Source organism: Ancylobacter amanitiformis, assembly GCF_030814815.1.
GTDB lineage: Bacteria > Pseudomonadota > Alphaproteobacteria > Rhizobiales > Xanthobacteraceae > Ancylobacter > Ancylobacter amanitiformis.
This window is the reverse complement of sequence record NZ_JAUSVR010000002.1, coordinates 229568-256532: the sequence shown is the minus strand read 5'-3', so window position 1 is coordinate 256532 and position 26965 is coordinate 229568. Positions and strand designations below refer to the sequence as shown.

Here is a 26965-nt window from a genome sequence, read left to right as displayed (position 1 = left end):
CGCCATGCCGGCCCTTTTCCACAGGCGCGGATAGGGCGCGTGCTCCGCCCTCTAGCCGGCGTCGCGGGCGAGGCCGTGCTCCACCAGCCGGTCGATCACCTCGGCATAGGGAACGCCGCTGGCCGCCATGGCCTTCGCGTACATGCTGATATCGGTGAAGCCGGGAATGGTGTTGAGCTCGTTCAGCAGCACATCCCCCTCATCGGTGACGAAGAAATCGACGCGCGCCATGCCGTCGCAGCCCACCGCCCGGAACGCCGCCGCCGCCACCTCGCGCAGGCGCCCCTCCAGACCCTGGGGCAGTTCGGCCGGCACCTTTATGAGCGCGCCGTCGGCATCGATATATTTGGCATCGTAGCTGTAGAAGCCATGGGCCTCTCCCGGCACGATCTCGCCGGGGCGCGAGACGAACAGGCCGCCGGCGGGATCCTCCAGCACGCTGCACTCGATCTCGCGGCCGCGGATGAACGCTTCGGCCAGCAGCTTGCGGTCATATTTGAAGCCTTCCGCCAGCGCGGCCGCGAAGGCGTCCGCGGTTTCCACCTTGCTGACGCCGATGGACGAGCCCTGCCGCGCCGGCTTGATGAACATGGGCAGGCCGAGTTCCGCCTCCACGTCGCCGAAAGTGGGCGGGGCCGATTCGTGGATCGTGACGGAGCGCGCGGTGTCGATCCCCGCCGCGCGCAGCAGCCGCTTGGCGATGTCCTTGTCCAGCGCGGTGACCGAGCCGAGAATGCCGCAGCCCACCAGCGGCACGCGGGCGACCTCGGCCAGCCCCTGCACCGAACCATCCTCGCCATGCATGCCGTGCAGCACCGGGAACAGCATGTCGATGGGCGCCAGTTCATGGGCCGGCCCATCGGCCGGCAGCGCCAGCAGCCGCCCGCGCCCCCCGGGCACCAGGCACAGTTCGGTGCCGGTCTCCGGCCGGGCGAGACGCCCCTCGGCGAAGGCGCTGAGCAGCCAGGCACCCTCGCGGGTCACATATACCGGCAACGCGTCATAGCGCGCGGGATCAAGGGTGAGCATGACATTGGTGGCCGACATCACCGAGACGTCATGTTCCGGCGAGCGTCCGCCAAACAGCACGGCAAGGCGGAGCGGGGCGGCGTCTGGGCGGTGGGTCACGGAATTTCCCCTGGATCTGGCGATGGTACCGAGTGAGGGGCCGGACCTGTCACCAAATCCTTAACGCCGCGACACAAGCCTGCCGCGACGGCACGCCGCTCCCCTCACCTATCCACCAAATCCGCTATTTCACGAAATCCGCGCAGCGGGGCGCCTCGCCGCTGGCGCCCCACGGCATGATCGGCACGGTGGAGGTCGAGTTCTTCGGGCTGCCGTCGATCAGCTTGTCGGAATAGACGAGATAGACCAGCACGTTGCGTTTGATATCGCAGCCGCGCACGATCTGCATCTTCTTGAAGATGAGCGAGCGGCTCTCGCGATAAACCACGTCGCCCTGCTCGAACTTGCCCTTGAAGGCGATCGGCCCGATCTGCCGGCAGGCGATGGAAATGTCGGACACTTCCTCCGCCACGCCGAGCATGCCCTTCACCCCGCCCCGCTCGGGCACCGTGTAATGGCAGGCGACGCCTTCGACGACCGGATCGTCAATGCCATAGGTGGCGAGCTTGTCGTCCGGCGTGAGGAACTTCCACACGGTGGACTTGCGGAAGATCAGGTCCGGTTCCTGCGCGCGGGCCTGCGCGGCGCCGAGGCCCGGCACAAGCACTAGGGCGAGAAGCGCGGCCGAGCCGAGGGGGGCGAGAAGGGAGGCGAATCGGGGCATGAACGTCAACTCCGGCGGCGGCAGGCGCGCGTGGGGCGCGTTCCCCATATGGGATGTCGTTGCGACAGGACCAAGGCGGCCGGCGCTTTGCGCGACCCTTGCGGGGCGGTTCAAAATTTCGACACCCTCGCCATGCTCATTGCCCTCGCCGCTCATTTCCGGCACACAGCCCGCGCAGCCGAGTGAAAACAGCCGAACCCATGATGTCATTGCCGAGCCGCCTTCGCCTGTTCCTTTCCGCCGTCGCGACCGTGGCTTGTGCGGGATTGGCGCTCGCGCAGGACGTGCCCCCCGGTGCCCTGGGCGGCGGACAACCGGGCGACCGCTCGGTCTGCATCCGGCTGGAGGGCCAGCTTGCCGCGCTCGACCGTGGCGGCGGCGGCGGCCAGCAGGACCTCGGCGCCGTCATCAACCAGCAGCGCCAGACGCTGGCCGACCTGACCGCGCAGGTGCGCCAGCTCGGCTGCGACAAGCGCGGCTTCCTCATCTTCCAGCCGCAATTGCCGCCACAATGCGAGGCGCTCAACGGCCGGCTGCAGCAGGCGCGCTCGGCGCTCGACCGCACCATGTCGGCCGCGCAGGGCCAGCGCAGCGGCAATGACGAGCAGCGCCGCCAGCTGGTCTACGCCCTCGCGCAGAATAATTGCGGCGCGCAGTATCAGGCGGCGATCGACCAGTCGCAGGGTGGCGGCGGCAACGCGCAGCAGCGCCGGGCGCCGCGCAACTTCTTCGAGCAGCTGTTCGGCGTGCCGCGCCAGCCCGAGGAAGAGGCCGGCCCGATCGACCAGCCGCCGCTGGAAATGCCGAAAGTGTCGACCTATCGCACGGTGTGCGTGCGCACCTGCGACGGGTTTTTCTTCCCCGTTTCCTACGCCGCCACGCCGGCGCGGTTCTCGGCCGACGAGGCCTCCTGCCAGCGCCAGTGCCCCGGCACCGAGGCTCGTCTGTTCGCCTATCGCAATCCCGGCGAGGACATCCAGCAGGCAGTGGCCACCAATGGCCAGCCCTACATGTCTCTGCCCAACGCGCTGCTGTTCAAGAAGCAGTTCGTGGCGACCTGCTCGTGCCGCCCCGCCGGCATGAGCTGGGCGCAGGCGCTGGGCCAGCAGGACGACGCCACGCTGCGCAAGGGCGATATCGTCGTGACCGAGGATGCCTCGCGCGAAATGGCGCAGCCGCGCCCGGCAACCCCGGTGCCGGCCAACGCGACCAAGAAGCCGTAAGCCGCAGAGAACCGGGCTCTCCGGCGGGTGGCGTCAGGCCGCCTCGCCCTTGAGCCGCGCGTGCGCGCGGGCGCGGCCGATCAGCGGCAGCAGCGCCTTCAGTTCCGGCCCGCTCTCCGCGCCGGTGAGCGCGAGGCGCAGCGGCTGGAACAGCGCCCGCCCCTTGCGCCCGGCCGCCGGCTTCAGCGCGTTCAGCCACGCGGTGTAGACCTCGCCGTCCCACGGCTCGGCCGGCAGCAGCTCGGCGGCCTGCGCGAGAAAGGCGGCGTCCTCCTCCGGATGCGGCGGGGCGATCGGGCCCTCAACCACCCGCCACCAGTGCGCGGCATCGCCGAGACGGCCGAGATTGCCCCGCACGGCCAGCCAGAACGGCTCGCCGCCGCCGACGCCGAGCGAGGCCAGCCGCTCCCTGACCGTCGCGAAGGGCAGATGGTGCAAGGTAGCGGTGGTGAGCGCGGAGAGTTCCGCGGGATCGAACCGCGCCGGGGCGCGCGAGATCTTGCCGAAGTCGATGCGCGCGGCGAGCGTGTCGAGGTCCGCGACCGGCTCCACCGCCAGCGAGGTGCCGGTGAGCACCGCGAGCGCGGCCACCGCCAGCGCCTCCTCGCCCTCTTCGCGCAGGGCGGCCAGCGAGAGATGCCCGAGCCGCTTGGAAAGCCCCTCCCCGCTCGGCAGGGTGAGCAGGTTGTGATGGCCGAACATCGGCAGCGTTCCCCCGAGCGCCTCGATGATCTCGATCTGCACGCCGGTATTGGTGACGTGATCCTCGCCGCGCACCACATGGGTCACGCCCATCTCGATATCGTCGACCACGGAGGTCAGCGTGTAGAGATAGGAGCCGTCCGCCCGCACCAGAACGGGGTCGGAAAGCGTCGCGGTATCCACCGCCTGCTCGCCGCGCACGAGGTCGGCCCAGGCGAGCTTGCGCCCGTCCAGCCGGAAGCGCCAATAGGGGTGCCGGCCCTCGCCCTCCAGCCGCGCGCGCTCGGCATCGCTCAGGCCCAGCGCGCCGCGGTCATAGATCGGCGGCAGGCCACGGCGGCGGCGCGAGAGGCGGCGCGTCTCCAGCTCCTCCTCGGTCTCATAGGCCGGGTAGAGCCGGCCCTCCGCCTTCAGCCGCGCCACCGCCGCATCATAGCGGACGAGCCGATCCGACTGGCGCTCGACGCGGTCCGGCGGGATGCCGAGCCAGGCGATATCGCGGGCGATGGCCTCGGCGAAGGCCGCCGTCGAGCGGGCAGTGTCGGTGTCGTCATAGCGCAGGATGAAGCTGCCGCCCTCGCGCCGCGCATAGAGCGCGTTGTAGAGCGCGGTGCGGGCATTGCCGACATGCAGCAGGCCGGTCGGGGACGGGGCGAAGCGGAGGACGGGTTTGATGGTCATGAGCGGGCTTATGGCGGAGGCCCGGAGGGAGGGCAACGGCGATTAGCCGATATCGGTCATTCCCGGTCCTCGTGCCTTCATCCTCTCCGCATAGGCGAGAGGTGGCCCGTGGAGTGGATCGGTGAGGGGCCGTACGATTGCGGAGCGTTGCGGCCCCCTCACCCCACACCTCTCCTCGCCGGGGAGAGGGAGCCCGTCGCGACATCTTGATCTTTACGCCGTTTCGCGGAACCGGTTGGTGATGGGATAGCGCCGGTCGCGGTTGAAGATGCGCGGCGTCACCTTCACGCCGGGGGCCGCCTGCCGGCGCTTGTATTCGGCGATGTTCAGCAGGTGCTCGACGCGGGCCACCAGCGCCCGTTCGAAGCCCTCCGCCACGATGTCGGCGACGGGCAGTTCGCGCTCGACCAGCCGCGTGAGGATGGCGTCGAGCACGTCATAGGGCGGCAGGCTGTCCTGGTCGGTCTGGTTGTCGCGCAGCTCCGCGGTAGGGGGCCTGTCGATGACGCCCTCGGGAATCACCACCCCGCCGGGACCGAGCGCGTGCGCCGGCTTCCAGCGGTTGCGCAGCCGGCAGAGGCGGAAGACCTGCGTCTTGTAGAGGTCCTTCAGTGGGTTGAAGCCGCCATTCATGTCGCCATAGAGCGTGGCGTAGCCGGTGGAGAGTTCCGACTTGTTGCCGGTCGTCACCACCATGGCGCCGAACTTGTTGGAGATCGACATCAGCAGCGTGCCGCGCACACGCGACTGCAGGTTCTCCTCGGTCACGTCCCGCACGCGGCCCTCGAACAGCGGCGCGAGCATGGCTTCCAGCGCTTCCACCCCGGGAGCGATGGGCAGGATATCGTAGCGCACGCCCAGTGCCCGCGCGACGTCGGCCGCATCGGCGAGCGATTGCGGCGCGGTGAAGCGGTAGGGCATCATCACGCAATGCACCCGGTTCGCACCCAGCGCATCCACCGCCATCGCCGCGCACAGCGCCGAATCGACGCCGCCGGAGAGGCCGATCAACACGCCGGGAAAGCCGTTCTTGCCGACATAATCGGCGAGGCCGCTGACGCAGGCGGCGTAATCCGCCTCATCGTCCACCAGCAGCGGCGCCCGCGCGCCCTCCTCGCAGCGCCAGCCATCGGCCCAGCGCTCCCAGCGGGTCACGCGCACGCGCTCCTGGAAGTTCGGCAGCTGCACCGCCAGCGAGCGATCGGCATTGAGCACGAAGGAGGCGCCGTCGAACACGAGTTCATCCTGCCCGCCCACCTGGTTGAGATAGGCGAGCGGCAGGCCGCTCTCGACCACGCGCGCCACCGCGACATTGGTCCGCTCGTCATAGACGGTCCGGCGATAGGGCGAGCCGTTGGGATTGAGCAGCAGTTCCGCGCCGGTCTCGGCCAGACACTCGATCACATCCTGCGACCAGATATCCTCGCAGATCGGCACGCCGATGCGCACGCCCTTGAAGGCGATCGGCCCCGGCATCGGCCCGGCAGTGAAAACCCGTTTCTCGTCGAATGGGCCGAAATTGGGCAAGTCGACCTTGTAACGGCTGGCGGCGATGGCGCCATCGGCCAGCAGTAGCGCGGCGTTGTAGAGCTTGCCCGCCTCGACCCACGGCGCGCCGATCAGCAGCGCCGGGCCACCATCCGCGGTCTCGGCGGCGAGGTCCTCCACCGCCTTGCGGCAGGCCGCCTGGAAGGCGGGCTTGAGCACGAGATCCTCGGTGGGATAGCCGGCGATGAACAGCTCGGTGAACAGGACGAGGTCCGCCCCCTGCTCCGCCGCCAGCGCCCGCGCCGCGCGCACCTTGGCGGCATTGCCGGCGATGTCGCCGACCGACGGGTTGAGCTGCGCGAGCGCGATGAGAAGCTGGTCGGCGGGTTCAGTGGAGGAGCGATCGGACATGACCGTCATTTAAGCGTCCTCCCGCCGATCGGCAATCCTGCACCTTTCGCGCCGGGCGCCGCCTCAATCCTCCCAGTCGGTACCCGGCACGCGCACGCCCACGGCATGAAAGCCCGCCTTGCGCACCGCCAGCGGCAGAATGCGCTCCAGCCCGTGCAGCAGCGTGCCGTCGTCCGGCACCGGCTCGGGCGGATAGTCGGTCCAGTCCAGCTTCAGCGCGAGGACAGGGGCGAGCGCGGCGGGGCGGGCGGCGAACATGTTGCCGATGGGAAAATCGACATAGGCGGTCATCGGCTCGCTCAAGGCAAGATCGGCGCGCAGCTTGGCGATCACCTTCCCATTGCGCCCCCAGTCGAGCACATGCCCGTCCTCGGGGTAGGCGAGCCCGACGGTGGGGTCGCTGGCGAAGCGGGCGAGGATGGCGTCCAGCATCGCATGCTGGCCGCCGATCATGTTCTCCCACAGAAAGGTGCGCCAGGGATCGCCGATATTGCGCCGGCGCCCCTTGGTCTTCTTGCCGTGCACATGGAAGAACACATCGTAGCCCCCGTGCAGCAGCGGCTCGCGCAGCGCCGTGAAATAGGGGCCGATGTCGCGGCCGAGATTGGGCACGACGGCGATTTCCACCCGCGCGGGATAGCCGGCGGTGGACGCACGCAGCGCCGCCACCTTGGCCTCGCTATCGGTGGTGAGGAACAGGTCCGGCCGCGCCACGTTGCGCGTGAGCCGTCCCAGCATCTCCGGCAGCAGGTCGACATAGAAGAAATGCCCGTGCAGCGCGACCTTGAGCGCGCCGGCGGCGGGGCTTGCCTCGCCCGGCCGCACCACGCCATAGGACCATGGCCCCTCGGGCTGGCCGCGCTCGATCCAGTGGGCGAGCGGAAAGCGCCGGTTGGCGAGGCAGTCGACCGGGTTGAGCTCGGCATAGATCATCGGGTTGAAGCCCGAGCAGGGCCGGCGGAGAATGTCGCGGAACAGCTTTTCCCCGCCCGTGCGGCGCGTACGCCAGGCGATCACCTTGGCCTTGAGCGTCGCGGCGATGTCGCCGCCCTTGTTCTCGGGATCGAGGATTTCCAGCCGCTCGGGCCCGATCGAAAGCGCGAGCGCCACCTCGCGCTCGACCCGGCCCGCCGCCAGCACCCCGAGCGCGGCGAGGCGCGCCGAACCCTCGCCGAGCGGGGCCTTGATGATGTGCAGGTAGTCCCGCCCCGCAAAGGCCGGGAAGGCGGCCTGCGCGGCGGCATGGGCATGAGGCGAAGCGAACACCATTTCGGTCGCCTGCCGCAGCAGAGGCTCCAGCCCGGGCGGGGCGCTCTCCGCATCGGCGATGAAGACCACCGGAATGTCGCGGGCCTCGAAGGCGAGCGCGATATCGGCCGTGTCCATGCCTACCGCGACCGCGAAACGCGGCGCCAGGCTGCGCGCCTGCAGGGCGAGCGCGCTCAGCAGCACGGGAGACGGCACGCGTGACATCGTCACCCCGGCGGGCACCAGATGCGCCGCCATGTCGGGCGCCGGCCGCTGGGGATCGATCAGCAGCACGACGACATCGTGGTCGACCGCAAGAGCCTCGACCAGATGCATGGCCTCCCCCGCCGAATGCCGGCACAGCACGAAGGCGACCGGGCGTTCGAGTTCTCCGGGCGCCGGGAAATGAACATGCGCGACCAGCGGCGGTAGGTCGGCGTCGACATCCGCCATCCAGCCGGCAAAGGCGCGGCGCGGGCGGCCGTCCTTGCGGATCACCAGCGGGGCGAAGCTCTCGCGCGGGCGGCGATAGGCGTCGAAGACCAGCTTGCGCACACCCCAGCGCGGGCGGTTGGCGGCGTCGAAGATCGCCTTGGCGAGCGTGCGGCCGAAGGCCTGGCTCCGGCTGGTCAGCCAGCGGCGGAACGGGCCGCGGGGCTTGGGCGCGCGATGGGGAATCCGCGGCAGCTCGCGCGCGGCGGCCGCCATGTCGGCCCGGCTGCTATTGGGCGTATCCAAGAAACCTCTCGATAGAATCGGGCGGCGCGCGCCCCCCGGCGCTTCGCGCGGCTCACAAAGCACAAGTTGCGCGGGCGTTCCAGCACCCCGCACACGGATGCGGCGGCCCGGACACCGCAGCCGCTCACTCGGCGGCGGCCTCGAAGCTTGGCCGGCGCGCCCGGCCCCAATGATGCAGCGCCATCACGGCAGGGCGCAGCGCCTCGCCCTCCGCGGTCAGCCGGTAGCCGACCTGCGGCGGCACGGTGGGGTAGACCGTGCGCAGCAGCACGCTGTCACTTTCCAGCTCGCGCAGCGCCTTGGCGAGGATGCGCTGGGTAACGCCCGGCATGCGCCGCTGCAACTCGCTGAAGCGCAGCTCGCTGTTCAGCAGCAGGTGATAGACGATGCCGCCCTTCCACTTGGCGCCGATGATCTCCAGCGCCGCCTCGACCGCGCAGCCCTCGCGCGTATAGGTGCCGTGACGTCTCGCCATTTTTCTGTCCCTCGCGACGGGGGGAATCTAGGCGCCCGAGGGTCCTCGCGAAAGGGCGTATCCTTTTCGATACAAGATCCCATTTTCGATACAGGACCACATTTTCGATACGTGGCTACTTTTCCGTGCAGTCTTGCACGCGCCGCGCGATTGGCGACACTGGCCAACAAAACCGGGCACCGCCCGGACCATTCCAGATCACGCGAGGCCCGCATGAAAGCCGTCGGTTACGCCCAGTCGCTGCCCATCACGGAGCCGCGCGCCCTGTTCGATTTCGAGGCACCGCTGCCCGAGCCCGCTCCCTTCGATCTGCGCGTGCGCGTGCTCGCCATCTCGGTCAATCCGGTGGACACCAAGGTGCGGCGCCGCCGCGCCGGCACGCCGAAAGCGCCGGTGATCCTGGGCTGGGATGCCGCCGGCATCGTCGACGCCGTCGGCGCCTCGGTCACGCGGTTCAAGCCGGGCGACGAGGTGTTCTATGCCGGCGATCTCGGACGATCGGGCACCAATGCGCAGTTCCATCTGGTCGATGAGCGCATTGCCGGCCACAAGCCGAAAAGCCTCGGTTTCGCCGAAGCCGCCGCGCTGCCGCTGACCGCTCTCACCGCCTGGGAAGGGCTGTTCGACCGTCTCGGCATCCCGCCGCGCGGCATGGGTGGCACCGAGCGCCAACTGCTCATTGTCGGAGCGGCCGGCGGCGTCGGCTCGCTCGCCACGCAGTTCGCCCGCGCGCTGACCGATGTCACGGTCATCGGCACCGCCTCGCGCGCGGAGAGCCGCGCCTGGGTGGAAGCGCTGGGCGCCCATGCGGTGATCGACCATTCCCGCCCGCTCGCCGAGGAACTGGCGGCGGCCGGGCTCGGCGCGATCGACTACACCTACAGCCTCACCCATACCGACGTGCACTGGGCGGAAATCGTCAAGGCCGCGCGGCCGCAGGGGCGCATCGCCCTGATCGACGATCCGGCCTCGCTCGACGTGATGCCGCTCAAGCAGAAGAGCCTGTCGCTGCACTGGGAGTTCATGTTCACCCGTTCCATGTTCCACACGCCGGACATGATCCGGCAGCATGAGATCCTGGAAGAGGTGGCGCGGCTGGTCGATGCCGGCACCGTGCGCACGACGCTCGGCGCGCATTTCGGCGTGATCAACGCCGCCAACCTCACCCGCGCGCATGAGGCGATCGAAGGTGGGCGGTCGATCGGCAAGGTGGTGCTGGAAGGCTGGCCGGACTGACCGGCCCGGCCCGGCACCCATCCGGTCCCACGGTCGCCGCCCGTTCGGGCGGCGACCGTCTCACACCGACTGGCGTTCGGGCAGCAGCGTGACCGAAGGTTCCGGCACGGCGACCGGGGCAGGCACCCCGAGCCGGCGGTCGAGCATCCGCTCGATGCAGTAATAGCGGAAGCGACGGAGAATGCCGGTGCGCTTGCGGCCGCGGATCTTGGCATAGGTGGGCGTCGAGGCCCGCTGGCGCCACAGCCGGGCCTCAAGCTCCGCCCCGTTGAACCGGTTGCCGACAATGTCGAGGATCACGCTCTCCAGCAGGCCGCATTCCATGACGTAGCCGATGGAGCCGTGGCCACTGAAATAGGTGTGCACCGGCTCCAGTTCCACCTCCCGGCGCAGGCGGCTGATATGCCGGCGGTCGAGGTTGAGCGGGTCGAAAAGGGCGTAGATCTTGGTCTCGCGGCGCGGGGAATTGCGATCCCACATCAGGCGCGCGCCCTCGGGCGCCCAGCGCGTTTCCCACCGCACCAGCTGCGGATCGACGCTGGCCTGCGGCGAGAAGGCGATGACCGTGTCGAGCTTCAGAGCTTCGGAGAAACGGATGGCGGCATAGCTGCCCATGCTGGTGCCATAGCCGATGACGCGCGTGCCGGGGGCGATATCGGCGCGCACACGCGCCAGCGCCTCGGGCATCTCGTCGAGCTGGTACCAGGAATTGGTATGCGCGAGGAAATGATAAGCCGTGAATCCGCGCCGCGCGAAGAACGATTCGCCGAAGCCTTCCCGGTCATCGGTACGCGATGGATTGAGCGGCTCGAAGGTGACGAAAACGACGTCGTCACGCTCGCCCGCAACCTTGATGACCGAAAGCTCCGCACTCTCGAAAATGCTTTGCCGCAAGCCGGACCCCCCCCGCATTGGCAACCGCCGCAGGCTGACGCCTGCGGCGGGACCAAATTACGGAAGGGCATCCGCTACGGCAAAGGCTTTTTCCGGAGATTGCGGTCATTGCCGAATGTTTCGGGGTTATTCCGCCGCCACTGTCACCGGACGGACACGGTTGCTGCGGGACTGCTTGAGCAACTCGGCGACGAGGAAGGCCATCTCGATGGCCTGCTCGGCGTTGAGCCGCGGGTCGCAATAGGTGTGGTAGCGGTCCTTCAGGTCCGCGTCCGAGATGGCGCGGGCGCCGCCGGTGCATTCGGTGACGTTCTTGCCGGTCATTTCCAGATGCACGCCGCCGGCATGAGTGCCCTCGGCCGCATGGACGGCGAAAAAGTCCTTCACTTCCTTCAGAATCTGGTCGAACGGCCGGGTCTTGTAGCCCGAGCCGGCCTTGATCGTGTTGCCGTGCATCGGGTCGCAGGACCACACCACGGTGCGGCCTTCGCGCTCAACCGCGCGCACCAGTGCCGGCAGGTGGTCGCCCACCTTGTCGGCGCCGAAGCGGGCGATCAGCGTGAGGCGACCGGCCTCGTTCTGCGGGTTCAGCGCATCGATGAGGCGGATGAGGTCGTCCGGCTTCAGCGACGGGCCGCATTTCAGGCCGAGCGGGTTCTTCACGCCACGGCAATATTCGATATGCGCGTGGTCCGCCTGGCGGGTGCGGTCGCCGACCCAGATCATGTGGCCGGAGGTCGCGTACCAGTCGCCCGTGGTCGAATCCACCCGCGTCAGCGCCTGCTCGAAGCCGAGCAGCAGCGCCTCGTGCGAGGTGAAGAACTCGGTCGAGCGCATCTCGGGATGCGTCTCGGGATCGATGCCGATGGCGCGCATGAAGTCGAGCGCTTCGGTGATGCGATCGGCGAGCGCCTGGTAGCGGCCGGACTGCGGCGAATCCTTGATGAAGCCGAGCATCCACTGATGCGCGTTGCCGAGGCTGGCATAGCCGCCATTGGCGAAGGCGCGCAGAAGGTTCAGCGTCGCCGCCGACTGGCGGTAGGCCTCAAGCTGGCGGCGCGGATCGGGAATGCGCGATTCCGGCGTGAAGTCGATGTCGTTGACGATGTCGCCGCGATAGGACGGCAGTTCCACCCCGCCCACGGTCTCCATCGGCGCCGAACGCGGCTTGGCGAACTGGCCGGCAATGCGCCCGACCTTCACCACCGGCGAGGCGCCGGCATAGGTCAGCACCACCGCCATCTGCAGGAAGACGCGGAAGAAATCGCGGATATTGTCGGCGGAATGCTCGGCGAAGCTCTCGGCGCAATCGCCGCCCTGCAGCAGGAAGGCGTCGCCAGTGGCCACCTTGGCCAGTTCGCGCTTCAGGCGGCGCGCCTCACCTGCAAAAACCAGCGGGGGAAAGGAGGCAAGCTGACGCTCCACCGAAGCGAGCGCTTCGGCATCCGGATAGTCCGGCACTTGCTGAATGGGCTTCGCCCTCCAGCTCTCCGGCGTCCAGCGATCGGACATGACGACCTCCTCACAGCACCAACGCCCGGCGGACAACCATTCCGCGCGGGAAAGGCGGGCCTTATACACCCAAGCATCCCGCCAATGCCAGAGCGCTCGCGCCACCCGATCCTTGCGCCGATGCGCGGTTGATCCCGCCTCGGAAGGCGGGCGTCAGAAAGCGGGAGTGGCCTGGGCGGAAGCTTCGGGCAGCGGGTCGCTGGAGGCATGCTTGCTGCGCATCGTCACCAGTTCCTCCGCGCTGGAGGGGTGCAGCGCCATGGTGCGGTCGAAATCGGCCTTGGTGGCGCCGAGGTTCAGCGCCAGGGCGGCGAGTTGCATGATCTCGGCCGAGCCTTCGCCGATGAGGTGGACGCCGAGCACCGTGTCGCTCGCCTGATCGACCACCAGCTTCATGAAGATCCGCGAGGGGCTGCCCGACAGCGTCGCCTTGAGCGGGCGGAAATCGGTCTTGTAGATGTCGAGCCGGCGCCCTTGCGCGCGCGCCTGCGCCTCCGACAGGCCGACCACGCCGACCTCCGGCTCGGTGAACACGGCGGTGGGGATGACCTCGTAATTCACCGCCCACGGCTTGCCGCCGAACACCGCATCGGCGAAGGCATGGCCCTCGCGGATGGCGACGGGCGTCAGCGCCACCCGGTCGGTGACATCGCCCACGGCATAGATCGAGGGCACGCTGGTGCGCGAGCGGGCATCGACCGCGACGGCGCCATTCGTGTTCAGCTCGACGCCGGCCGCGTCGAGGCCAAGGCCGGTGACATTGGGCACCCGGCCGATGGCCAGCATCACCTCGTCCGCGAACAGGTCCCGCCCGTCGCTCAGCCGCACGCGCTTGCCCGCCTCGCCCGTCTCGTAAATGCCCTCGATCGTCGTGCCGAAGGCGAAGGCGACGCCGTGCTGGCTCATCTCCTTGGCGAGGTGGTCGCGGATTTCCTCGTCGAAGCCGCGCAGCAGCTTGTCGCCGCGATGCACCACCGTCACCTGCGTGCCGAGCGCGGCGAACACGCTGGCGAATTCGAGCGCGATATACCCCCCGCCCTGGATGACGATGCGGCGCGGCAGGCGCTCCAGCTGCAACGCCTCGTTCGAGGTGATGGCGAGCGCGCGGCCGGGAATGTCGAGGCCGAGATTGGGGTGGGCGCCGGTGGCGATGAGAATGGTGCCCGCCGTCACCACCGTTCCGTCGGCCAGGCGCACCGTGTGCGGCCCCTCGACCACCGCGCGCTGGGCCACCATCTCGACGCCCGCCCGATCGAGATTGGCGCGGTACGCGGCCTCCAGCCGGGCGATCTCCCGGTCCTTGTTGGCGATCAGTGTCGGCCAGTCGAAGCTGGCGCCCTGCACCGTCCAGCCGAAGCCGGCGGCATCGGTGAACTCGCCGGCGAAGCGGGCGGCATAGACGAACAGCTTCTTGGGCACGCACCCACGGATGACGCAGGTGCCGCCGAACCGGTATTCCTCGGCGATCCGCACCCGCGCGCCATGGCCGCCCGCGATGCGCGCCGCCCGCACCCCTCCCGATCCTCCGCCAATGACGAACAGGTCCACGTCGTAGCGGGTATCCTGGATAAAGCTCGACATGGCGGCCTCCGGTTCGCGGCGGGATATGCCGCCATCTTTGCGTGGCTCGCATCGCGATACGCCCGCTCGCCGCCACATGTGGGCATGTCGCCCCGCCATCCCTCGCCGTCAAGCCGGCTCATGGCAGATCTACGACCTTTTCATGGCTCGTTCTCGCTCGACTCCCGTTGGGGGAGGCTCTAGCTTCCTCAACCCACAAGGGCGGGAGCAACGCCTCAGGGCATCACATGCCCGCGCCCGAATCCGGAGGAAACTGATGACCCAGATATTGCGCGGGGCACTCGTCGCGGCGGCGCTTGCCGCCTTCGCCCCCATGGGCGCCGCCCATGCCGAGATCAAGGACCTCAAGATCATCGCCCCCGCCGCCCCCGGCGGCGGCTGGGACCAGACCGCCCGCTCGATCCAGCAGGCGCTTCAGTCCGACAAGCTGGTGTCCAACGTGCAGGTGGTGAACGTGCCCGGCGCCGGCGGCACGATCGGCCTCGCCCAGTTCGTCAACGCCAACAAGGGCGACCCGAACACGCTCATCGTCGGCGGCTACGTGATGGTGGGCGCCATCATCACCAACAAGTCCCCGGTCAATCTCTCGCAGGTGACGCCGATCGCCCGCCTGACCGGCGAGTATGAGGCCATCGCGGTGCCGGCGAACTCGCCGATCAAGTCGCTGGCCGACCTCGTCGCCGCGCTGAAGGCCGATCCGCAGAAAGTGTCCTGGGCCGGCGGCTCGGCCGGCGGCACCGACCACATCACCGCGGGCCTGTTCGCCAAGGCGGTGGGTGTCGATCCCACAAAGGTGAACTACATCGCCTTCTCCGGTGGCGGCGAATCGCTCGCCTCGCTGCTCGGCGGCAAGGTCACGGCCGGCATTGCCAGCCTCTCGGAATATGATTCGCAAGCCAAGGCCGGCAAGCTGCGCGTGCTCGGCGTGTCGAGCGCCCAGCGCCTGCCGGAAGCCCCCGACGTGCCGACCTTCAAGGAAGCCGGCATCGATGTCGAAATCCAGAACTGGCGCATGATCGCCGCTGCCCCGGGCATAACGCCCGAGCAGAAGAAGGAGATCAGCGAGACCATCGAGAAGATGGTGAAGTCCAAGGCATGGACCGAGCTGCTCGCCCAGAAGGGTTGGGCCAACACCTACCTTTCCGGCTCGGCCTTCGATGCCCAGCTGGCCAAGGACATCAGCGCCACCCAGACCATCCTGAAGGATATCGGCCTCGCGCAGTGAGAGCCTGATGCGCGGGGGCTGACGTTCGCGTCCTTACGTTCACGTCCGTTTCTGCGCCTGCCGCCAAACCGCTCCCCCGTGGCCTGCACCGCGGGGGAGCCTTTCGTTCCGACTGCCGGGAGCAGCCCCGATGAGCGACCCTCGACTCTCGTCCACCCGACGGCCCGACAAGGCCGGTTTCGTGATCGCCTTCGGGCTGGCCGCGCTGGCGCTCGTCGTCGGCTGGGACGCCTGGCGGCTCTCCAGCATCAACGCGCATTCCGCTGTCGGCCCCGCCGCCTTCCCCACCATCATCGCCGGGGGCCTCGCGCTGCTCGCCGTCGCCACCGCGGCGGAAGCGCTGCGCCGTGGCGAGGTGGAACGCCCGCGCGACGAGTTCGCGCCGATGGCCTGGGTGCTGGCCGGCCTCGTCGGACAGATCGTGCTGCTGCCCTTGCTCGGCTTCTCGATCGCCACCGGCTGGCTGTTCGCCGCCACCGCCAAAGGCTTCGGCCGGGGGCCGGTCTGGGCGCATTTCCTCGCTGGTACCGTGCTGTGCTTCCTGATCTACGTGATCTTTGCCAAGGGCCTGCAACTCGCGCTGCCCGCCGGCCCCATCGAACGGCTGATGTGAGGGCGACGCCATGGATACATTTGCCGCGCTCAGCCAGGGCCTGACGATCGCCCTGCAGCCGATCAACCTTCTATTCGCCTTTGTCGGCGTGATGCTCGGCACCGCGGTCGGCGTGCTGCCGGGCATCGGGCCGGCGCTCACCGTGGCGCTGCTGCTGCCGATCACCTTCAAGCTGGATCCGGCCGGCTCGCTCATCATGTTCGCCGGCATCTATTATGGCGGCATGTATGGCGGCTCCACTGCCTCCATCCTGCTCAACACGCCGGGCGAGAGTTCCTCCATCGTCACCGCGTTGGAGGGCAACAAGATGGCCCGCGCCGGGCGCGGCGGGCCGGCGCTCGCCACCGCCGCCATCGGCTCCTTCGTGGCCGGCACCATCGCCACGATCGGCCTCGCGCTGGTCGCCCCCACCGTGGTCGACATCGCCATCTCCTTCGGCCCGGAGGATTATTTCGCGCTGATGGTGCTGGCCTTCACCACCGTGTCCGCCGCCTTCGGCTCGTCGGTGACGCGCGGCCTCACCAGCCTGTTTCTCGGCCTCGCGCTCGGGCTCATCGGCATCGACCTGCAGAGCGGGCAGGCGCGCCTGTCCTTCGGCATCCCGGACCTTCTGGACGGGGTGGAGGTGACGACGCTGGCGGTGGCGCTGTTCGCCATCGGCGAAACGCTCTCCGTGGCCGCCGCCGGGGCACGGGCCGACGAGATCATCGAGCCGGTGAAGGGCTCGGTGTTCATGACGCGCGAGGACTGGAAGCGCTCGTGGAAGCCGTGGATTCGCGGCACCTTCCTCGGCTTCCCGATCGGCGCCATGCCGGCGGGCGGCGCGGAGATCCCCACTTTCCTGTCCTATGCGCTGGAAAAGCGGCTGTGCCGGAAGCCGGACGAGTTCGGCAACGGCGCCATCGAGGGTGTGGCGGGCCCCGAGGCGGCCAATAACGCGGCCGCCGCCGGTGTGCTGGTGCCCCTGCTCACGCTCGGCCTGCCGACCTCGGCGACGGCCGCCATCATGCTGGCCGGCTTTCAGCAATATGGGCTGAACCCCGGCCCGCTGCTGTTCGTCACCAATCCCGACCTCGTCTGGGGCCTGATCGCCTCGCTGTTCATCGCCAATGGCATGCTGCTCATCCTCAACCTGCCGCTGGTGGGGCTGTGGGTGCGCCTGCTCGCCATTCCCCGTCCGTGGCTCTATGGCGGCATCCTGGTATTCGCCACGCTCGGCACGCTGGGGGCCAATCCCTCGCTGGTGGAGCTTGGCATGCTGCTGATCTTCGGCCTGCTCGGCTATGTGCTGCGGCGCTACGACTACCCCATCGCCCCGGTCGTGGTCGGGCTCATCCTCGGCCCGCTCTCCGAGCAGCAATTGCGCCGCGCGCTGGCGATCAGCGTCGGCGATCCGCTGGCGCTGTTCCAGAGCCCGATCGCGCTGACGCTCTACGCGCTCTCCGCGCTTGCCCTGTTCGGGCCGCTGCTGTTCTTCCTCCTCACCGGCCGCAAGGCCCCGGTGGGAGCCGACGAGGACTGAGGCGGCCCCTTCGCCGCCTCCCTTCGCCAGCCCAGACAGCAAAATGCCCGGCGCGAGCCGGGCATTTTTCGTTTCCGTAGCGATCCTGCGGGGGAAGCGCGATCAGATGGTGAAGCCGCGCTTCTTCATCTCGTCGCGAACCCGGCCTTCCATCTCGCGGGAAAACCGCGAACTCCACGCCTGGATGCCGCGCAGGCCGTCATCGAGCACCTGCTGCCGGCGCTCCACGAACTTGCGACCGACCGCCGAGCGGTAGAAGGTGAGCAGATCGTTCAGCTCGGTCTCGGAGAATTGCGAGGCATAGGCGCGCGCCAGAATGTCGGTGATCTCGGCGCGGCGCGCCTCATATTCGGGCGCCAGCGACTTGGCGACTTCGCGCAGGTCGCGGATGAGATCCGGATTGGCCTGCACGAAACTGCCCGCCGCCTGGTCGATGATGCCGGGAATAAGCGAATCGAAGCTCGACGCCTCGCCATTGGCGCTCAGCAGTTCGCGAGCGAGCTTGAGCTGGCCGGCGCTCGGCTCCGGCGCCTTGGCGCCCGCGGCGGGGGTCGCCTGCGCAAGCTGGAACGGCGCGGCGGGCTGCTGCTGCGCGAGCGCCGGTCCCCCGGCAAGCATCACCGGGGCAAGAATCACTGGGGCAAGCATCACCGGGGCAAGAATCACCGCGGCGAGGCCGGCGCCGATCCGCCGCATCCTGTCTTGTCCTGCACGGGCAACCCGCATGAATGTCTCCCTGACGAATTGTGTCACGCGCGGTCGATGACCGTCACGCCGTCGGCGCCCGCGAGAATGACGCGGCTCGCCAGATTGATGAAAAGCCCGTGCTCCACGACGCCGGGGACCTCGGCCAGCCGCGCGGCCAGCAGCGCCGGCTCGCGGATGACGCCATAGGCTGCGTCGAGAATGAGGTGTCCCTGATCCGTGACGAAAACATGACCGTCCGCACGGCGCCGCAAGGTCAGCAGCCCCTGGCAGCCGGCCGCGCGGGCGCTGCGCTCGATGCCGCGACGGATGGCGGCGACACCGAAATCCACCACTTCGATCGGCAGCGAGAAGGCGCCGAGCTGCGCCACCATCTTCGAGGCGTCGGCGATCACGATCATCTCATGCGCGGCGCTGGCGACGATCTTCTCGCGCAGCAGCGCTCCGCCGCCGCCCTTGACGAGGGTAAGGTCCGGCCCGATCTCGTCGGCGCCGTCCACGCACAGGTCGAGCATGGGATGCTCGTCCAGCGTGCCCAGCGGCACGCCCAGGCTCTCGGCCTGCGCGCGCGTCGCCTCGGAGGTGGGCACGCCCACCACTTCCAGACCCTGCGCCACGCGCTCGGCCAGCAGTTCGACAAAGTGCTTGGCGGTCGAGCCGGTGCCAAGCCCGAGCTTCATTCCCGAGCGCACATGCTCCAGCGCACGCGCGGCGGCCTGTCGCTTCAGCGTTTCGGCGGTGACGGCAGAAGAGGACATGAGGGGCCCGGCACTTGAGTTAGGGAATTCGTCACGCGTTCCGCCGCTGCGTAGCGCCGAAACGGCGCCGCGACAAGGCTTTCCGGCCTCACATCCTGTGTCCGGGTCTTTCAGCGGCCCGGCCCCTCACCGCGCCCCCGGCGTGCAGACCACGGCGGGTTCGACGCCACCGCCCTCCTTGGGCATGTCGCGCACGTAGCACACGCTCATCTGCCCGGTCTGGGTGTTGACGCGGAAAATGCCGGTCTCGCCGGAATAGCGGGTGGTCATGACATCATAGGCGCCGGCCGCCGTTCCCGCCGCGCTGGCATCGCGCGGGAAGCACTTGGTGATGCCGATAACGCTGCCCTCCGGCCGCTCGAACTGGCAGGCATTCACCTCGCCGGTGCGCATGTTCACGGAATAGACGCGGTTGGCCTGCGCCGAGGGGGGCGAGGTGAAGACGTAGGGACCGTCCGCCGTGGCCGCGGGCGTCGCCGGAGCCTGGGTAGCGGCGGGAGCCGGCGGATCGGCGGAAGGCGCCCCCGCCGGCGGCACGGCGGGCGCGGCGCCCTGCGCCATGGCCGCCCCGTCCGCCGCGATGTTCATGACCAGCGCCAGCGCCGCAACGGCAATCAAGCCGGATGCGCCCCGGGCCGCTGCCCCCGTGTGGCGGAACGTCGTCATCATGTCGTGGCTCCTCAATTGCGTCGCCGGATTACCATCCCACCCACGCTGCCGCATGCGCCCGATGGACGCGGTACGCTGGACAGGAAAAGCGGCGGGATTGTAGGCATCGAATGGCAGGCTCGTCTCGCGGCGGCGGGCACTCGACCCCCTCGTTGTGCACATCCAGCCGAAGGAGACCCCATGCCCCGCTCGTCCGCCCCTCCTGCCGTCATCGCCTTCGACCTCGACGGCACGCTGGTCGACACCGCCCCCGACCTGCTCGACACGCTCGATATCGTGCTCGCCGAGGCCGGCGCACCGCCGCTGCCGCGCGCCGACACCCGCCGCATGATCGGCGCCGGCGCCAGGGCGCTGGTCAATCGCGGCCTCACCGCCGCCGGCATCCGCGTCGACGAGGCGACCTTCACCACGCTCTATGACCGCTTCCTCGACCATTACGCCGCCCATATCGCCGATTCGTCGCGCCCCTTTCCCGGCCTGCTCGAAGCGCTGGACGAGCTTGCCGCGCGCGGCCACGTGCTGGCGGTCTGCACCAACAAGCTGGAATATCTCTCCCGCCTGCTGCTCGACCGGCTCGGCCTCACCGACCGCTTCGCGGTGATCGCCGGGTCGGACACGTTTCCGGTGTACAAGCCCGATGCCGGCCACCTGCTCGGCACGATCGCGCGCGCCGGCGGTATCCCCGAGCGGGCGATCATGGTCGGCGACAGCGCCACCGATGTGCTCACCGCCAAGAACGCGCGCATTCCGGTGATCGTGGTGCCGTTCGGCTATACCGAGACGCCGGCCGAGGAACTGGGCGGCGACGCGCTGATCCACCATTACGACCGGCTGCCGGAAACGGTGGAAGAACTGCTCATCCACGGTCCATGGCGCGAGCGCGCTTGACACCCACGGTGCCCACACACTAAATCCCCCCCGCCGCAATTGACGGCGACGCCCTCGGGGAACATCTCCGGGGCAGCGGGCGATTAGCTCAGCGGGAGAGCACTCCCTTCACACGGGAGGGGTCGCAGGTTCAATCCCTGCATCGCCCACCATTTTCCTGGCGGCCCGGATGGGCGACGCCGTCACATTTCATGCTTCGCCGCACGGGTTGGCCGTCCCACACGTCGGGCGGGCACGCGCTTCACCGCGCGAATCACGCGCGTGTTCCCGATCGCTGATTCGGTTCGGCCCCTGCGGGCAGGCCCTGCCGGACATGAGCGGCGCACGAAGCCCTGGCGCGAATGCCGCCCTCCCCTGCCGCATTCCGATACTGTCTCCAACCGGCTCAGCCCGCCGGGGGCGCTACAGCCGCGGGGCCGTCATCATCCCGCTTCGTCAAGTCTCTGTTTGCAGTTCGCGGCGCATAGTCGTTTCATGGCTTCCATTGCGGACGACGCAGAGGCAGGCCGCAAACGGATCGAGTTGTGAGGCGTGCAATGAGACGGACAAAAATTGCGGCCGCGGTGCTCACCGGGCTCGCGCTCACGGGGCTGGCTCTCGGCGGGCTGGCGCTGACGGGCGGCGCGCCGGCGAAGGCGCAGAGTTCGCTGCTGGGCAACGCATTTCCCAAGCCGTTCGACTTCGGCATCGGCCCGAGAAGCGGCTATTCCGGTTCTCCGGTGCCGCGCCAGACGGTGCGCTATGATGGCAAGTACCGGCCCGGCACCATTATCGTGAATACCGGCGAGCGCCGGCTCTACCTCGTGCAGGACAATGGCATGGCGCTGAAATACGGCATCGGCGTCGGCCGCGATGGCTTCCGCTGGTCCGGCGTCAAGACCATTACCCGCAAGGCCGAGTGGCCGGGCTGGACGCCGCCGCCGCAGATGATCAAGCGCCGGCCCGACCTGCCGCGCTACATGCCCGGCGGCATCGACAACCCGCTCGGCGCCCGCGCCATGTATCTGGGCTCCACGCTCTACCGCATCCACGGCTCCAACGAGCCGGAGACGATCGGCCAGGCGGTGTCGTCCGGCTGCTTCCGCATGACCAATGACGACGTCACCGACCTGTATAACCGGGTGAATGTCGGCACCACGGTGATCGTGCAGAACTGAGAGCGCTTGACGCATCATCCCGGATCGCCGGCGTGGCCGATCCGGGATGCTCGCGCCCGGCGGCACGCCGGCTGGATGGCACGCCGGCTTGACGACGCGCGTGTCAGTGCCGGCGGACCGTGCCGGCTTCGTCGCGCGAGAGATTCTTCGAGGCCAGTTCCTGCAAATAGCGGGTCCACCGCGCATCCTGCTCGCGGCCGAGTTCGTGGAACGTGTCCCAGGTGTAGATGCCGGTCGAGTGGCCGTCGTCGAAGACGAGGCGCAGCGCGTAATTGCCGACCGGGATCAGTTCCTGCAGGCGCACCTCGCGCTTGCCGGCCACCAGCTGCCGGTCGGCCGCGGAATGGCCCTGCACCTCGGCGGAGGGGCTCTCGATCCGCAGATATTCCGCCGGCAGGGTGAAGCTCGCCCCATCCTCGAAGGCGATGGTGAGCGCGCGATGATCCTTGTGGACGCGAATCTCGGTGGGCCAGGCGTCGGTCACGGTGCTCTTTCCCCGGTTGCATCTCCACCCCACATAGAGGGGGCGACGCCATCCGCCAAGCGGTGGGCGGCGCGCCCTGAGCGGGCGGACGGGTAATTCCCTGCCGCCGGCGTGCGCGCGGGGAAGACCTCACCGCGTCGTGATGGTCGAATGACTGTTGCAATCGGGCGATAGGCGGTGGCGCCTTGGCGCCCGTCGGCCGACAGTCTAGAAATGCCTGCAACTGGCGCGACGTAGCGCCTCGGGAGCGATGCGCGTGAGCCGTCCGGAAAGCCTCCAGAACGCCCTCAGCGGCGAAGCCCTGATCGACCGCCTGCAGCGGGAGGCGCCGCGCGCGCCGCTGATGGACACGTTCGGCCGGGCGGTGAGCTACCTGCGCGTCTCCGTCACCGACCGCTGCGATTTCCGCTGTGTGTACTGCATGGCGGAACACATGACCTTCCTGCCCAAGCCGGAACTGCTGACGCTGGAGGAGCTGGACCGCCTGTGCTCAGCCTTCGTCGCGCGCGGCGTGAAGAAGCTGCGCCTCACCGGCGGCGAGCCGCTGGTGCGGCGGGACGTGATGACGCTGTTCCGCTCGCTCTCGCGCCACCTCGATTCGGGCGCGCTGGAGGAACTCACGCTCACCACCAACGGCTCCCAGCTCGCCCGCTTCGCCAAGGAACTGGCGGCGTGCGGCGTGAAGCGCATCAATGTCTCGCTCGACACGCTGGACCCGCAGCGCTTTCGCGCGCTGACGCGCTGGGGCGATCTACCTAAGGTGCTCGCCGGCATCGACGCGGCGCAGGACGCCGGCATCCATGTGAAGCTCAACGCCGTGGCGCTGGCCGGCGAGAACGAGGACGAGATTCCCTCGCTGATCGAATGGGCGCATGGCCGCGACATGGACGTGTCGCTGATCGAGGTGATGCCGCTCGGCGAGACCGGGGCGGAGCGCATCGACCAGTATCTCCCGCTCACCACCGTGCGCGAAAGGCTGGCGCAGCGCTGGACGCTGGAGGACATCGCGTTCCGCACCGGCGGCCCGGCGCGCTACGTCTCGATCAAGGAGACCGGCGGGCGGCTCGGCTTCATCACCCCGCTGACGCATAATTTCTGCGAGGGTTGCAACAGGGTGCGCGTCACCTGCACCGGCACGCTCTATATGTGCCTCGGCCAGGACGACGCGGCGGATCTGCGCAGCCCCCTGCGCGCCTCGGAAAGCGACGACAAGCTGCACGCGGCGCTGGACGACGCCATTTTCCGCAAGCCCAAGGGGCACGATTTCGTGATCGACCGCCCCGGCCGCCCGCCGGCCCTGCGCCGTCACATGAGCGTCACCGGCGGCTGACGCAGGCGGCCCCGCCATCCCCCCTGTTCTACCCGAGCGGGCGCCTTTCGCGCGGCGCGCCGGCATCGCTCCCTATTGTTGCCGCATCGCAACATCATTTGCGTAGGTTACGCGGGCACGTCCTGCTACCTACGCCCCGATCCTGCATTTCCTATCGAGCGAGTCCGTCCATGCAGCTCCCGCTGTTGGCCCTGGCCATGGCTTCCTTCGGCATCGGCACCACCGAATTCGTCATCATGGGCCTGCTGCCCGAGGTCGCCGCCGATCTTCACGTCTCCATTCCGGCGGCGGGCCTGCTCGTCACCGGCTATGCGCTCGGCGTGGTGGTGGGGGCGCCGATCATGGCCATCATCACCAATTCGCTGCCGCGCAAGGCCACGCTGATCGGGCTCGCCAGCATGTTCGTGGTGGGCAATTTCCTGTGCGCCATCGCGCCGGACTATTGGTTCCTGATGGCGGCACGCGTGGTCACGGCGTTCTGCCACGGCGCGTTCTTCGGCATCGGCGCCGTGGTGGCGGCCAATCTCGTGCCGCCCAACCAGCGCGCCAGCGCCATCGCGCTGATGTTCGCCGGGCTGACTCTGGCCAATGTGCTGGGCGTGCCGCTCGGCACCGCGCTCGGGCAGGCCTTCGGCTGGCGCTCCACCTTCTGGGCGGTGGTGGCGATCGGCATCCTCGCGGTGAGCGCCATCGCGCTGTGGGTGCCGCGCGACATTCCCCATGCGGCGGGCAACATCATCCGCGAATTCGGCGTGCTGCGGCGTCCGCAGGTGCTGCTGACCATGACGCTGAGCGTGCTGGCCTCGGCCAGCCTGTTCACCGTCCTCACCTATATCGCCCCGCTGCTGCGCGACGTGACGGGGCTGGCGCCGCATACCGTCACCTATGTGCTGCTGCTGTTCGGCGTCGGCATCACCATCGGCAACATTCTCGGTGGCCGACTGGCCGACTGGCGGCTGATGCCGTCGCTGATGGGCATCTTCATCGGTCTCGCCGTGATTCTCGTGACGCTGGTCTTCGCCAGCCCCCATGCGGCGCTCACCGTGGCGACGGTGTTCGTGTGGGGCATTCTCGTCTTCGCCGTGGTGGCGCCGATCCAGGTGCGCGTGGTGGATGCCGCCATCGGCGCGCCCAACCTCGCCTCGACGCTCAATCAGGGCGCCTTCAACCTCGGCAATGCCGCCGGCGCCTGGATCGGCGGCGCGTCCATCACGCTGGGCCTGGGCTATGCCGACCTGCCCTGGGTCGGGGCGGCGCTCGCCGTGGTCGCGCTCGGCCTGTGCATGGTCTCGCAATCGCTGGAACGGCGAGATGGCGGCCTTGTGGCGGCGCGCGAGGGAGCGACCTGCGAGGAATGCTGATCGGCCATGCCCTGACCGCAGGGCGTGGGACGGGATAGTTCTGGCCAAGGCGCCGGTGGCGCTCTATTTCCAATCCAACATCCGATCAGGACGCGCGGCCCCTTCCTTCGCGCCGCGCCTTACGCTGCGTTCCGTCACATGAACCCGTCTTCCGCCCTGCGTCGCGGCATCCTGCTGATGATCGCGGGCTCCTCGATTTTCGCGACCAACGACGCCTTCTCCAAGCTGGCGCTGGCGCATATTCCGCCCACGCAGGTGCTCGCGATACGCGGCGCGATGGCGGGGCTGTTCCTTCTCGCCCTGCTGGCGCACAAGGGCCAGCTGGCCAGCCTGCGCTTCGCGCTCGACAGCCGCGTGCTGCTGCGGTCCACCGCCGAGGCCTTCGTGGCGGTGCTGTTCATCACCGCCATCACCACGATGTCGATCGGCGATGCCGCGGCGATCATCCAGATCGCGCCTCTGATCACCATGGCGGCTGCGGTGCTGCTGTTCCGTGTGCGCATCGAGTTGCGCGAGTGGGTGGCCGTTCTGGTCGGCTTCGCCGGCGTGGTGCTCATCGTCAAGCCGGGCAGTTCGGCCTTCGATGCCGTGGCGTTGCTGCCCGTCGGCTCGGCCATTCTGCTCACCTTCCGCGACTTCGTCACCCAGCGGATCGGCGCGCATGTGCCGATTCTCGTCGTCACCTTCGCGACCGCCATGGTCGGCATGCTGCTCGGCTTCGGCGGCAGCCTGGTGCAAGACTGGCGGCCGCTCGACCTGATGACGCTGGCCTGGCTGCTCGGCGGCAGCCTCACGCTGATCTGCGGACACATGCTGACCATCGCCGCCTTCCGCGGCAATGACGCCGCGGTGATTTCACCCTTCCGCTACGCCGCCGTGGTGTGCTCGGTGGCGTTGAGCGCCGCGGTGTTCAGCGAGATGCCCGACCTCGTCTCGATCGGCGGCATGGCGCTGATCACGGCCGCAGGGCTCTATGCGATGCACCGCCACCGCCCCTCCCCCGCGCCGGTGGCAAGCGCGCTGCCCGCCGAGGCGCCGGCCAAGCCGGTCTGACCAACCCGCTCTGAGACCAACCCGGTCTGGCCAAGCCTGTCTGGCCGGGGGGCGCGGGAGCGTTGCCCGCTCGCGCCGGCGCTTGCCTATCCGCGCGTGCGGGCGCGGATCATGTAGCCGTCATAGGGATATTCGCCGACCTGCCACCACAGGTATTCCTCGTTGCGGAAGGCGAGCATCGATTCATAGATCGTCTTGAAATCGGCATTCTTCGCCGAAATCTCCGCCATCAGCGCGATGTTCTCCTTGTAGGAGGCGTCCATCACCTCGGTCGGGAACGGGCGCAGCTGGGCGCCGGCGGCGACCAGACGGCGCAACGCGGCGGGGTTGCGCGCGTCGTATTTCGCCAGCATGTCGGCATTGGCATAGGCGCTCGCGGCCTCGAAGGCCGCCTGATAGGGCTTGGGCAGCGAGCGCCAGGCCGGCAGGTTGACGATGAAATGGATGGTCGGGCCACCCTCCCACCAGCCGGGATAATAGTAATAGGGCGCGACGCGGTTGAAGCCGAGCTTCTCGTCATCCACCGGGCCGACAAACTCGGCGGCGTCGATCGTGCCCTTTTCCAGCGCCGGGTAGATGTCGCCGCCGGCAAGGTTCTGCGGCACCAGCCCGAGGCGCGAGAGCACCTGCCCGGCCATGCCGGGGATGCGCATCTTCAGGCCCTTGATATCGGCCAGCGTCTTGATTTCCTTGCGGAACCAGCCGCCCATCTGCGCGCCCGTGTTGCCGCCGGCAAAACCGATGACGTTGCTCTTGGCGAGGAAGGCGTTCTGCAATTCGAGACCGCCGCCATGATAGAGCCACGCCGTCTGCTGGCGCGCATTGAGGCCGAAGGGCAGCGTGGTGAAGGGCGCGAAGGCCGGATCCTTGCCGATATAGTAATAGAGCGCGGTCTGCGCGAGTTCGACGGTGCGGTTCTGCACCGCGTCCAGCGCCTGCAGGCCGGGCACGATCTCGCCCGGCGCGAACACGTCGATGGTGAAGCGGCCATCGGTCGCCTCGCCCACATATTTCGACAGCAGCACCGCCGCGCCATAGATGGTGTCGAGCGACTTCGGGTAGCTCGACGACAGGCGCCAGCGGATCTGCGGGGCGGTCTGGGCGATGGCGGGGGCGGCCAGCGCGACGCTTGCAGCGGCCGTCGCCAGGCCCGCACCGCGCAGCACGGTGCGGCGTTCGATGTGGCGGGTCATGGATGTTTCCTTGGAGAGACGACGCC

24 protein-coding genes and 1 tRNA gene are annotated in these 26965 nt (G+C 68.8%); 11 read left to right on the top strand and 14 right to left on the bottom strand.

Annotation, left to right across the window (positions count from 1 at the left end):
- Positions 1-51 precede the first annotated feature (51 nt).
- On the bottom strand, positions 52-1128 hold the full coding sequence (locus QOZ99_RS04255; RefSeq protein ID WP_306888705.1) for a D-alanine--D-alanine ligase family protein: 1077 nt from the start codon (positions 1126-1128) through the stop codon (positions 52-54).
- 124 nt (positions 1129-1252) lie between these two features.
- Entirely contained in the window at positions 1253-1792 is a 540-nt protein-coding gene (locus QOZ99_RS04250; protein ID WP_306888704.1) for a CreA family protein, read from the bottom strand.
- 200 nt (positions 1793-1992) lie between these two features.
- Here QOZ99_RS04250 and QOZ99_RS04245 point away from each other — a divergent pair, with 200 nt between their 5' ends.
- Positions 1993-3015, top strand: coding sequence for a DUF2865 domain-containing protein (locus QOZ99_RS04245; protein ID WP_306888703.1), 1023 nt, complete (start codon positions 1993-1995; stop codon positions 3013-3015).
- Positions 3016-3048: 33 nt separating this feature from the next.
- Here QOZ99_RS04245 and QOZ99_RS04240 read toward each other — a convergent pair whose 3' ends face one another.
- The 4 genes from QOZ99_RS04240 to QOZ99_RS04225 all read right to left on the bottom strand — a co-directional run bounded on the left by QOZ99_RS04240 (position 3049) and on the right by QOZ99_RS04225 (position 8758).
- Positions 3049-4398, bottom strand: coding sequence for a glutamate--tRNA ligase (locus QOZ99_RS04240; protein WP_306888701.1), 1350 nt, complete (start codon positions 4396-4398; stop codon positions 3049-3051).
- Between the two features lie 213 nt (positions 4399-4611).
- Positions 4612-6297, bottom strand: coding sequence for an NAD+ synthase (locus tag QOZ99_RS04235; RefSeq protein WP_306888976.1), 1686 nt, complete (start codon positions 6295-6297; stop codon positions 4612-4614).
- 63 nt (positions 6298-6360) lie between these two features.
- The gene (locus QOZ99_RS04230) at positions 6361-8283 is read right to left on the bottom strand and encodes a rhamnan synthesis F family protein (RefSeq protein WP_306888700.1); all 1923 of its coding nucleotides are present in this window, start codon (positions 8281-8283) and stop codon (positions 6361-6363) included.
- A 124-nt stretch (positions 8284-8407) separates the two neighbouring features.
- Positions 8408-8758 carry a winged helix-turn-helix transcriptional regulator gene (locus tag QOZ99_RS04225; protein WP_306888699.1) on the bottom strand — a complete coding sequence of 117 codons (351 nt, stop codon included), beginning with the start codon at positions 8756-8758 and terminating at the stop codon, positions 8408-8410.
- 213 nt (positions 8759-8971) lie between these two features.
- Between QOZ99_RS04225 and QOZ99_RS04220 the strand changes: the two genes are divergently transcribed.
- Complete coding sequence (locus QOZ99_RS04220; protein WP_306888698.1) at positions 8972-9994, top strand: zinc-binding alcohol dehydrogenase family protein; 1023 nt, start codon at positions 8972-8974, stop codon at positions 9992-9994.
- A gap of 60 nt (positions 9995-10054) precedes the next feature.
- Here QOZ99_RS04220 and QOZ99_RS04215 read toward each other — a convergent pair whose 3' ends face one another.
- The 3 genes from QOZ99_RS04215 to gor all read right to left on the bottom strand — a co-directional run bounded on the left by QOZ99_RS04215 (position 10055) and on the right by gor (position 13981).
- A complete protein-coding gene (locus QOZ99_RS04215) occupies positions 10055-10888 on the bottom strand; it encodes an alpha/beta hydrolase (protein WP_306888697.1) in 834 nt (277 codons plus the stop codon).
- A 126-nt stretch (positions 10889-11014) separates the two neighbouring features.
- Positions 11015-12400 carry a class II 3-deoxy-7-phosphoheptulonate synthase gene (locus QOZ99_RS04210; RefSeq protein ID WP_306888695.1) on the bottom strand — a complete coding sequence of 462 codons (1386 nt, stop codon included), beginning with the start codon at positions 12398-12400 and terminating at the stop codon, positions 11015-11017.
- Between the two features lie 153 nt (positions 12401-12553).
- Positions 12554-13981 (bottom strand): glutathione-disulfide reductase, encoded by a 1428-nt coding sequence (gene gor, locus QOZ99_RS04205; RefSeq protein WP_306888693.1) that lies wholly within the window; start codon positions 13979-13981, stop codon positions 12554-12556.
- Between the two features lie 256 nt (positions 13982-14237).
- Here gor and QOZ99_RS04200 point away from each other — a divergent pair, with 256 nt between their 5' ends.
- The 3 genes from QOZ99_RS04200 (at position 14238) to QOZ99_RS04190 (ending at position 17341) form a co-directional block, all read left to right on the top strand.
- Entirely contained in the window at positions 14238-15206 is a 969-nt protein-coding gene (locus QOZ99_RS04200) for a Bug family tripartite tricarboxylate transporter substrate binding protein (RefSeq protein ID WP_306888692.1), read from the top strand.
- Positions 15207-15336: 130 nt separating this feature from the next.
- On the top strand, positions 15337-15819 hold the full coding sequence (locus QOZ99_RS04195) for a tripartite tricarboxylate transporter TctB family protein (protein WP_306888691.1): 483 nt from the start codon (positions 15337-15339) through the stop codon (positions 15817-15819).
- A gap of 10 nt (positions 15820-15829) precedes the next feature.
- Positions 15830-17341 carry a tripartite tricarboxylate transporter permease gene (locus QOZ99_RS04190; RefSeq protein ID WP_306888689.1) on the top strand — a complete coding sequence of 504 codons (1512 nt, stop codon included), beginning with the start codon at positions 15830-15832 and terminating at the stop codon, positions 17339-17341.
- Positions 17342-17443: 102 nt separating this feature from the next.
- Here QOZ99_RS04190 and QOZ99_RS04185 read toward each other — a convergent pair whose 3' ends face one another.
- The 3 genes from QOZ99_RS04185 to QOZ99_RS04175 all read right to left on the bottom strand — a co-directional run bounded on the left by QOZ99_RS04185 (position 17444) and on the right by QOZ99_RS04175 (position 19473).
- Positions 17444-18037: a DUF2059 domain-containing protein gene (locus QOZ99_RS04185; protein ID WP_306888687.1), complete on the bottom strand. Its 594-nt coding sequence runs from the start codon at positions 18035-18037 to the stop codon at positions 17444-17446.
- A gap of 53 nt (positions 18038-18090) precedes the next feature.
- Positions 18091-18804: a ribose-5-phosphate isomerase RpiA gene (rpiA, locus tag QOZ99_RS04180; protein WP_306888685.1), complete on the bottom strand. Its 714-nt coding sequence runs from the start codon at positions 18802-18804 to the stop codon at positions 18091-18093.
- Between the two features lie 126 nt (positions 18805-18930).
- Positions 18931-19473: a hypothetical protein gene (locus QOZ99_RS04175; RefSeq protein WP_306888683.1), complete on the bottom strand. Its 543-nt coding sequence runs from the start codon at positions 19471-19473 to the stop codon at positions 18931-18933.
- Between the two features lie 180 nt (positions 19474-19653).
- Between QOZ99_RS04175 and QOZ99_RS04170 the strand changes: the two genes are divergently transcribed.
- The 3 genes from QOZ99_RS04170 to QOZ99_RS04160 all read left to right on the top strand — a co-directional run bounded on the left by QOZ99_RS04170 (position 19654) and on the right by QOZ99_RS04160 (position 21518).
- Positions 19654-20361 carry an HAD-IA family hydrolase gene (locus QOZ99_RS04170; RefSeq protein WP_306888681.1) on the top strand — a complete coding sequence of 236 codons (708 nt, stop codon included), beginning with the start codon at positions 19654-19656 and terminating at the stop codon, positions 20359-20361.
- A 77-nt stretch (positions 20362-20438) separates the two neighbouring features.
- A tRNA-Val gene (locus tag QOZ99_RS04165) sits at positions 20439-20513 on the top strand.
- Positions 20514-20897: 384 nt separating this feature from the next.
- A complete protein-coding gene (locus tag QOZ99_RS04160) occupies positions 20898-21518 on the top strand; it encodes a L,D-transpeptidase (protein WP_306888679.1) in 621 nt (206 codons plus the stop codon).
- 103 nt (positions 21519-21621) lie between these two features.
- On the opposite strand, the gene QOZ99_RS04155 is transcribed toward QOZ99_RS04160, so the two are convergent.
- The gene (locus tag QOZ99_RS04155; protein WP_183188221.1) at positions 21622-22002 is read right to left on the bottom strand and encodes a gamma-butyrobetaine hydroxylase family protein; all 381 of its coding nucleotides are present in this window, start codon (positions 22000-22002) and stop codon (positions 21622-21624) included.
- A gap of 343 nt (positions 22003-22345) precedes the next feature.
- Between QOZ99_RS04155 and moaA the strand changes: the two genes are divergently transcribed.
- The 3 genes from moaA to QOZ99_RS04140 all read left to right on the top strand — a co-directional run bounded on the left by moaA (position 22346) and on the right by QOZ99_RS04140 (position 25746).
- Positions 22346-23332, top strand: coding sequence for a GTP 3',8-cyclase MoaA (gene moaA / locus QOZ99_RS04150; RefSeq protein WP_306888975.1), 987 nt, complete (start codon positions 22346-22348; stop codon positions 23330-23332).
- Between the two features lie 170 nt (positions 23333-23502).
- Positions 23503-24693, top strand: coding sequence for an MFS transporter (locus QOZ99_RS04145; protein WP_306888678.1), 1191 nt, complete (start codon positions 23503-23505; stop codon positions 24691-24693).
- A gap of 138 nt (positions 24694-24831) precedes the next feature.
- Positions 24832-25746, top strand: coding sequence for a DMT family transporter (locus tag QOZ99_RS04140; RefSeq protein WP_306888676.1), 915 nt, complete (start codon positions 24832-24834; stop codon positions 25744-25746).
- Positions 25747-25832: 86 nt separating this feature from the next.
- On the opposite strand, the gene QOZ99_RS04135 is transcribed toward QOZ99_RS04140, so the two are convergent.
- On the bottom strand, positions 25833-26927 hold the full coding sequence (locus tag QOZ99_RS04135; RefSeq protein ID WP_306888973.1) for a TRAP transporter substrate-binding protein: 1095 nt from the start codon (positions 26925-26927) through the stop codon (positions 25833-25835).
- Positions 26928-26965 lie beyond the last annotated feature (38 nt).